Origin of the sequence: Paenibacillus sp. AR247 (genome assembly GCF_002968895.1) — a bacterium.
Lineage (GTDB): Bacteria > Bacillota > Bacilli > Paenibacillales > Paenibacillaceae > Paenibacillus_AQ > Paenibacillus_AQ favisporus.
In genome coordinates this window covers 1,421,034-1,429,245 of sequence record NZ_PCZT01000009.1, presented here as the reverse complement: position 1 = coordinate 1,429,245, position 8,212 = coordinate 1,421,034, and the positions used below count along the sequence as shown (strand labels likewise).

The window sequence follows — 8,212 nt, the reverse complement described above, 5'->3', positions numbered from 1 at the left end:
GCAAAAAGGAAAAGCCGCTGATGCACAAAGGGCTGATCATGAATATGGGGGCGAGTATTCTGATCGGCAGCTTGGCAGGCAGCCTGGGCTCGGCTTATCTGCCCAGCGCAAGCATCAATATTATTTACGGGGTGCTGGCCGTGATTGCAGCCGTCTTGATGATGATCCCCGGCCGTGGCACCCAGGAGGAAGTGCAGCTGGCATCGGTGCAGTATAACCCGTGGATCTCCGCGGTTTCCGCCTTGATGGTGGGCGTTGTCTCCGGGATTGTCGGTGCCGGAGGTTCCTTTATTCTGATTCCGATCATGCTGACCATGCTGCGGATTCCGGTGCGGGTGACGGTGGCTTCCTCGCTGGCGATCGTGTTTATCTCGGCCATCGGCGGCGTATCCGGGAAAATAGCCGGCGGGCATATCCCGCTGTGGCCCACCTTGTTTACCGTGCTCGGGAGCATCCTTGGCGCACCGGTGGGGACGATGGTCAGCCGCCACCTCAACGTCAAATCGTTGAGAATCGCCCTCGCCGTCCTGATCGCAGCCACCGCCGTGAAAATTTGGTGGGGCATTATTACAACAGGCATATAAGGTGAATCCTAAGCATGTATTATTTCTGTCGCCCGAGGTACAAAGATGAACAAACAGGAAGAGCATACCGAGAAAAAGAAGGGTGTGAAGGCTTTGCATAGACTGCTTCGAATCAGCTTGGCATGCGTGATGTCCATCATGCTCGCATCCGGCTGTTCCTTAAATCACGGAGGAAATAACGCATCTGGACAAACGGGTGCAAACGGACAACATGACGCAACAGGGCAAGAGGGTACCGCCGGAGGGAACGGTGAGCCGAATTCTTCTGCGAATCAAGGCGGAGATTCGTCCAATCCCTCAGAGGGCACGTCAAATGGAGTCGGAGGCAGCGGCCAGGATACGGGTCCAGACGGATCGAATCCGGGTGGCACAAATACAACAGCGGACGATCCGGTCCTTAAGCAGCTAAACCAGCTGACGACCGAAGAGAAGATCGGTCAGCTCGTGCTGGTGGGTATGGACGGAACCGCCACAAGTGCAGAGACCCGNGAGCTCGTGCAGAAGTATTATGTCGGCGGATTTATTTTCTATGCAGAAGTATTATGTCGGCGGATTTATTTTCTACAAAAATAATATCGACAGCACGAAGCAGGCGCTGAGCCTGTTCAACGGCCTCAAAAAAGACAACCAGGACAATCCCGTGCCGCTGTGGATGAGCGTGGACGAGGAAGGGGGACGGGTGTCCCGGATGCCGGATGAATTCGTCGACATGCCGACAAACCTCGCCATTGGAAGGAAGAACAGCACAGAGTTATCCCATGGCATCGGGCAGATCCTCGGCCGGGAGCTGGCCGGATTCGGGCTGAACATGGATTTTGCGCCGGTGCTGGACGTCAACAGCAATCCGGACAATCCCGTGATTGGGGACCGCTCCTTCGGCAATGACGCCGAACGGGTTGCCCGGCTAGGCAAAGCCACGATGGAGGGAATCCGTGAGGAGCATGTGGTGCCGGTCGTGAAGCATTTCCCGGGGCATGGCGATACATCCGTGGACTCCCACATCGGTCTGCCTGTCGTGAACCATGACCTGGCGAGGTTACGGAAGCTCGAGCTCGTGCCGTTCCAGGCGGCGGTGAAAGACCAGGCGGATGTCGTCATGATCGCGCATCTGCTGATGCCGAAGCTGGATCCGGACCACCCGGCCTCCTTCTCCAAAGCCGTCATTACGGACCTGCTCCGCAAAGAGCTTGGGTTCAAAGGGGTCGTCATCTCGGACGACATGACGATGGGGGCGATCGATAAAAATTACAGCATCGGCAAGGCATCGGTCGGGGCCATCCTTGCGGGCGGAAACATCATTCTCATCGGGCATGATTACGCCAAGGAGAAGGAGGCCATCCAGGCACTGACGGACGCGGTAAAAAACGCGACGATATCCGAAGAAGTGCTCAATGACCGGGTATACGCCGTTCTTAAGCTGAAGATGGCTTATGGACTTACCGATGAACCGGCAAATGGGCCGGACGTGGACCGGATCAACAAGGACGCCCGCAGCCTGTTGGGCAAATACGGTTTGAAATAGAGTCAATCATCGCATGCTAGGAAAAGAAGAGGCTTGAACAGCTGTGTCACGGGTGGAAGAATTGTTGAGTCAATAGCACGGGGCTTCAATAACAAGCTTGGCATATATTATTCTATCTTCAGGGAAAGGAATGAGAGATATGCCAACATTTGATAGCATCCAGGTGACAGGGAACGCTACCATAGGCCAGGACCTTCAAGTCAACGGCAATGAGACGATCATGCAAAATTTCAACGTGGTGGGGAACCAGACGATAACCGGGTCCTCCCAGATCAACGGCAACCAAACCATTGCCGGGTCCCAGCAGGTCAACGGCAGCCAGACGGTATCCGTTAATATCGGCGCCGGCAGTACGGTGAGCGCGGCATTCCGAGTGGTCGCGCAAGCCCAACCGACCGTGCCGATGGGTAGTCCCACCCTGCAGCAGGTCCATCTCTATGCGGGAGTCATGGCCAGCCAGCCCGGCCTTGTGCTCAAGGGCACGGACGGTAACAACTACGTGCTCTTCGTTGACGTTTCGAGCGGAACGCCTACGCTTGCGCTGATGCGTGCGTAAAACTGAGGTATAAGCTGACCGGAGTGGATTTGGACCGGGTCCAAGTCGAAATGAAAAAGGCGCCGCCTCTGATGAGAGGGGCGCTTTTTTTTAAAAATATCAGAAAGTATAAACACCAGAGCCAAGGCTTCCTGATATTACCTTTTGAACGCGGTCTGTCTTCTTTGAAGGTACGTCGATCGATGTTTTTATTATGGTGCGGTATGTACGGACATTTCATCCGGCAGCCTCGCGGCGCGGCTGCTTCTCCGGCCCAGCAGTCTGCTGACGTTGAGCTCAGATAGGGCTACGCCGAGCAGAACGAGTCCGGCGCCTGCATATCCTTGGACGGACAGTGTTTCGTTCATGAACAGCAGGCCGAAGATGGCGGCCACGACCGGCTCCAGCGCAAAAATGAGGCCTTAAAGCCAAGCGCGCTGCACACGAGGCTGAGCGCCAGCACCGCACCCAGCCGGAGATGCTGCCGGGCAGGCGCGGGGTCTCCCACAGCACCGTGAAGACGAGCCCGAACGCGCCGGCAAAACCGAGCTGCCAAATGCCGATGCAGAGCGGATCCCGCGATGTTTTGGCTGCACGGCCCGTCAGCATCATGTGGACGGCGAACAGCAGGGCTCCAAGGATGCACCACAGGTCTCCGAAGCCGATGCCGGACTGGGGCCGCAGCGTGAGCAGACCGATCCCGGTCATCGCCAGCAGGACGCCAAGGACGAGCCGCTTGCTTGGCATGCTTTTGCCGAATACGGCCGAGAGAACCGGCACGAAGATGACCGTCAGGCTCATCAAAAAGCCCGCATTGGATGTGGACGTTCCTTGAAGCCCAAGCATAATGGAGGCAAACACGCCGAATAGGATGAAGCCTAATAGCGCGGCATGTTTCAATACAGAGGCGTCGGTATTGCGGCGAAGCCGGCCTGCGAAGAGGCCGCCAGCGGCGATGAACGCCAGCCCGAACCGGAGGGCGATCAGGTTGAAGGGCTGAACCGAATCCAGCCCCATTTTCATAAACAGATAGGAAGAGCCCCAAAAAAGGGTGACGATCATAATCACGACATTTGCTTTAAAAGGTTTCATGGAATAGGAGACCCTGCCTTTACACGATCAAACTTGAACAACAGCTTTCGCCTGATCCAGTATACGTGGTATTTTTAAATAAGAAAATTGAATGTTTTGAATGTAAAGCATGAATGAATTTAATGAAAAAAGGGTGGCGAAGGTGAGTCTGTTTAAGTATGAGGTGTTTCATAAAGTGGTAGAGCTCGGCAGCCTGACAAGAGCTTCCGAGGCGCTGGGTTTGACCCAGTCCGGCGTCAGTCATGCCGTTCACAGTCTGGAAGCGGAGTTCGGTTTCACGATCCTGACACGAAACCGTTCCGGCGTCCGTCTGACCGATAACGGGGAACGCGTGCTTGCATTCGTACGGGAAATGCTGCAGGTGCAGGAGCGGCTGAAGCAGGAAGTGGCGGCCATTAACGGGCTGGAAACCGGCACGATCCGGATCGGAACCTTTACCAGCATTTCGGTGCAGTGGCTCCCGGGGATTATCCGCGATTTCCTGGCCAGCCATCCCCGGATCGAAGTGAACTTGTATGAAGGGGACTACCATGAGATCGAGGAATGGCTGCTCAGCGGCGAAATTGACTTCGGGTTTGTGTCGATGCCCACCCTCGATTCGTTCGAGGTCATCCCGTTAAAGCTGGACCGGATGCTGTGCATCCTTCCCCCGGGCCATCGCCTGGAAAAAGAGTCCTGCATACGGTATGGCGACATTGCCAACGAGCCCTTCATCATGCCGAAGGAAGGCAGCGATTACGATGTTCGGCGGGTACTGCGCAAAGGCAGGGTCAAACCGCCGGTCAAGTTCCGGGCGGCCGACGATTATGCGATCGTGGCCATGGTGGAGAACGGACTTGGCATCAGCATTTTACCGGAAATGATCCTGCGGGGAAGACGCAACGAGGTGGTAGCACTGGAGCTGGAGGACGGAAGCTGCCGGTCGCTGGGGATCGCCCTGAACGTCACGAGGAACGTCTCTCCGGCGACGCGGAAAATGATCGATTGCACCCGAAGCTGGCTCGCCGATGAAGCGCGGGCGGGAGGAGCGAAACCCGCAAGGGGGGAGTAACGTATACACGGGTGGACGAGCCTGTATTTGACAAGAACGATCTGGGCGGTATAACTATAGAAAATGGATCTGGACCATATCATGTAAAGGAAGCGGTGTTACGATGACGGAACATCAATCTGCAATCGGCGGAGCTTCGAAAGAAGCGGCTGCCCCCAAAGGAGACTGGAAGGCGTTCATCCGCCTCGTCATGCAGACGAGGCCGTCGAAATGGCTGCTCGCCGTGGCTTCGGTGCTGAGTGTCATTTCCACGCTGGTCAGCCTGATCGTCCCGTATTTTACGAAAAATCTGGTGGACAGCTTCTCTGTGGAGTCGATCCGTCCGGAGCAGATCGTGCTGCTGGTCGTGACGTTTGTCCTGCAGGCGATTGCCGGCGGCGTATCGATCTATCTGCTAAACCGGCTGGGGCAGGAGGTGGTGGCCAAGCTCCGCGACAGGCTGTGGAAGAAGCTGCTGACGCTCACCATCCCCTACTATGACAATAACCGGACCGGGGATACCGTGAGCCGGATGACCAATGATACCGCGGTGCTGAAATCGCTCGTATCCGAGCATGTGACCGGTTTTTTTAACGGCATCATCTCTATGATTGGTTCGATCATCATCCTGCTGCTGATGGACTGGCAGATGACGCTGATCATGCTCGCCGCCATCCCGGTGGCTTCGGCGGTGCTGGTGCCGCTCGGCCGGACAATGCTGAACATTTCACGGAAAATGCAGGATGAGACCGCCTCGTTCACAGCGGTGCTGAACCAGGTGCTGTCCGAGATCAGGCTGGTCAAAGCCTCGAACGCCGAAGACCGCGAAGAGCGGGTCGGGCGGAGTTCCATTGAGAGCCTGCTGTCGCTCGGCATCCGTGAGGGCAAAGTGCAGGCGTTCATCGGCCCGGTCATTTCGCTGGTCATGATGGGCCTGCTGGTCGTCAGGCGCTGACCGCCGGGGAGCTCGTGGCATTTATTCTGTACCTGTTTCAGATTGTCATGCCGGTGAACCAGATAACGGCTTTTTTACGCAGCTGCAAAAATCCGTGGGGGCAACCGAACGCATCGTCTCCATTTTGGAGGACGAGCAGGAGGACGTGCTGCAGGGCCGCACGCTGACAGATGCGGCTCAGGCCATCGAAGCGGAAAACTTGACGTTTGCCTATAGCGGAGATGGGGAGGGCGTGCTGCACGGACTTAACTTCACGCTTGAACCCGGCAAGGTGACAGCCGTGGTCGGCCCAAGCGGGGGCGGGAAAACGACGCTGTTCTCCCTGATCGAGCGCTTCTACAAGCCGACCGGAGGCACCATCCGTATCGGCGGGGAAGACATTGAATCCTTCTCGCTGCATTCTTGGCGCAGCCGGATCGGATATGTACCGCAGGAGAGCCCGATCATTTCCGGCACGATCCGCGACAATATTTGTTACGGGCTGGACCGGAAAGTGACGGACGAGGAAGTGGAACGGGCGGCGCATATGGCGTATGCCGATATTTTTATTCATGAGCTGCCGGAAGGATATGACACGGAAGTCGGCGAACGCGGGGTGAAGCTGTCCGGCGGCCAGCGCCAGCGGATTTCGATCGCCCGGGCGCTGCTGCGGGACCCGCAAATTTTGATGATGGACGAGGCGACTTCGAGTCTCGACAGCAAGTCGGAGGTGTTCGTCCAGAAGGCGCTCGACAACTTGATGAAGGGCCGGACGACGCTGGTTATCGCCCACCGGCTGTCGACCGTCGTTGATGCGGATCAGATCCTGTTCATCGAGAAGGGCCGCATTACAGGAAGCGGGACGCACCAGGAGCTGTTCGAATCGCATGCCATGTACCGCGAGTTTGCCATGCAGCAGCTGCGTATCGGCGAAGACGCACAGGCAGGGGAACTGCCTGAGCCGGCATCCGAGCCCGCCCTGAATCTTCCGCCGTCGGCGGGAAGGAAATGAGGTATTGTTTTGTTTCGTATATTCATTATCGAAGATGACGCCAAAATCTCCTCCATGCTGAAGGCGCATGTGGAGAAATACGGGTATGAGGCGGCGTTGCTGGAGGATTTCGACCGGGTGATGGAACGGTTTGAATCTTTCCAGCCGCATCTCGTTCTGCTGGACGTCAATCTTCCGAAGTTTGACGGCTTTTATTGGTGCCGGCAGATCCGGCATGTGTCCACATGCCCGGTGCTGTTCATTTCGGCGCGCGACAGTGAAATGGACCAGGTGATGGCGCTGGAGAACGGGGCTGACGATTATATAACGAAGCCTTTTGCTTATGAAGTAGTGATGGCCAAAATCCGCAGCAGCCTTCGCCGTGCCTACGGCTCTTACTCCGGCAGGCAGGAGGAGCGCAAAGTAGAGGAGCCGGGCGGACTGACGCTGTATCCGGAACGGTTTATTCTGTCATCGGCCGGCGCCAGTGTAGAGCTGACGCAGAAGGAATCGATGCTGATTGAAGCGCTGATGAACCGGGCCGGCCGCGTCGTCAGCCGCAACCGCCTGCTGGATCTGCTGTGGGAAGATCATCACTTTGTCGATGACAACACGCTGAACGTCTATATGACCCGGCTGCGCAAGAAACTGAAGGAGCTGGACATGGAGGAGCGGATCGAAACGGTACGTGGAGCCGGCTATGTGCTCCGTACTACGGGAGAGGAGACGCCGTGAGGCTGTTTTTGAAAGAGCACATCCCGCTTCTGATCGTATACCTCGTGCAGATCATCCTGGTCGGAACGCTGTTTTGGCTGGGATCGGATACGCATTCCGTCTCCATCTCCCTGTACAGCGCCGTCCTGATTACGGTTCTACTATCCGTTTATTTAACCTACAGGTATTTGAGCCACCGCCGCTTATACCAGCGGTTGTCGGAGCCGGCCGGGACGCTGGACCAGTCCCAGAACGAAATCGGGGAGACCCCGTTCGCCGATGCGCTGCATGAGCTGCTGGAGAATCAATTTCAGCTGTATCAGAATGAGCTCTATGATACGAGGCAGCGGCTTGCGCTTCATACCGCTTTTATCAACCGGTGGGTGCACCAAATGAAGACGCCGCTCTCGGTCATCCAGCTGACGCTGGAGGATATGGATTTGGACGACGAGGTTGAGGGCAGCCTTCAGGAGGAGCTGGACAAGCTGCGCAAGGGATTGGAGATGGCACTGTATACATCCCGGCTTGACCGGTTTGAGCATGACTTTCGGGTGGACGCCATTCCGCTCCGGGCCGCCGTCCAGGAGGCTGTGGCCGACAACCGGCGGTGGTTTATCCGCAACCGTCTTGTACCGGACATCCGGATCGATGAGGAGCTGGCCGTTTACTCGGACGCCAAGTGGCTTCATTTCATGCTGGGTCAAGTGATCACGAATGCTGTCATGTATTCGGCCGGCCGCGGTGAGAGAGTAGNGTTTGCGGCCAGCCGCCGCGAGCCGAAACGGTGCTGGAAATCACGGATCAAGGCGT

The 8,212-nt window shown here is 56.7% G+C and carries 7 protein-coding genes and 1 pseudogene; 6 read left to right on the top strand and 2 right to left on the bottom strand.

Annotated features, from left to right (window positions below):
- From CPT76_RS14815 to CPT76_RS14805, 3 genes are all read left to right on the top strand, one after another.
- Positions 1 to 584: sulfite exporter TauE/SafE family protein (locus CPT76_RS14815; RefSeq protein ID WP_105443438.1), on the top strand; the 584-nt coding region annotated here is incomplete at its 5' end.
- 529 nt (positions 585 to 1,113) lie between these two features.
- The gene (gene nagZ / locus CPT76_RS14810; RefSeq protein WP_258168498.1) at positions 1,114 to 2,106 is read left to right on the top strand and encodes a beta-N-acetylhexosaminidase; all 993 of its coding nucleotides are present in this window, start codon (positions 1,114 to 1,116) and stop codon (positions 2,104 to 2,106) included.
- 139 nt (positions 2,107 to 2,245) lie between these two features.
- Positions 2,246 to 2,662, top strand: coding sequence for a hypothetical protein (locus CPT76_RS14805; RefSeq protein WP_105443437.1), 417 nt, complete (start codon positions 2,246 to 2,248; stop codon positions 2,660 to 2,662).
- 191 nt (positions 2,663 to 2,853) lie between these two features.
- On the opposite strand, the gene CPT76_RS41440 is transcribed toward CPT76_RS14805, so the two are convergent.
- A complete protein-coding gene (locus CPT76_RS41440) occupies positions 2,854 to 3,009 on the bottom strand; it encodes a hypothetical protein (protein WP_308737586.1) in 156 nt (51 codons plus the stop codon).
- The gene (locus CPT76_RS14800) at positions 2,939 to 3,733 is read right to left on the bottom strand and encodes a DMT family transporter (protein ID WP_308737585.1); all 795 of its coding nucleotides are present in this window, start codon (positions 3,731 to 3,733) and stop codon (positions 2,939 to 2,941) included. Before CPT76_RS14800 ends, CPT76_RS41440 begins: the two co-directional genes overlap by 71 nt.
- A 142-nt stretch (positions 3,734 to 3,875) precedes the next feature.
- Here CPT76_RS14800 and CPT76_RS14795 point away from each other — a divergent pair, with 142 nt between their 5' ends.
- The 3 genes and pseudogenes from CPT76_RS14795 to CPT76_RS14785 all read left to right on the top strand — a co-directional run bounded on the left by CPT76_RS14795 (position 3,876) and on the right by CPT76_RS14785 (position 7,423).
- The gene (locus tag CPT76_RS14795) at positions 3,876 to 4,784 is read left to right on the top strand and encodes a LysR family transcriptional regulator (RefSeq protein ID WP_105444093.1); all 909 of its coding nucleotides are present in this window, start codon (positions 3,876 to 3,878) and stop codon (positions 4,782 to 4,784) included.
- A gap of 103 nt (positions 4,785 to 4,887) precedes the next feature.
- Positions 4,888 to 6,709, top strand: a pseudogene (locus CPT76_RS14790) (ABC transporter ATP-binding protein).
- A 9-nt stretch (positions 6,710 to 6,718) separates the two neighbouring features.
- The gene (locus CPT76_RS14785; RefSeq protein WP_105443436.1) at positions 6,719 to 7,423 is read left to right on the top strand and encodes a response regulator transcription factor; all 705 of its coding nucleotides are present in this window, start codon (positions 6,719 to 6,721) and stop codon (positions 7,421 to 7,423) included.
- Positions 7,424 to 8,212 lie beyond the last annotated feature (789 nt).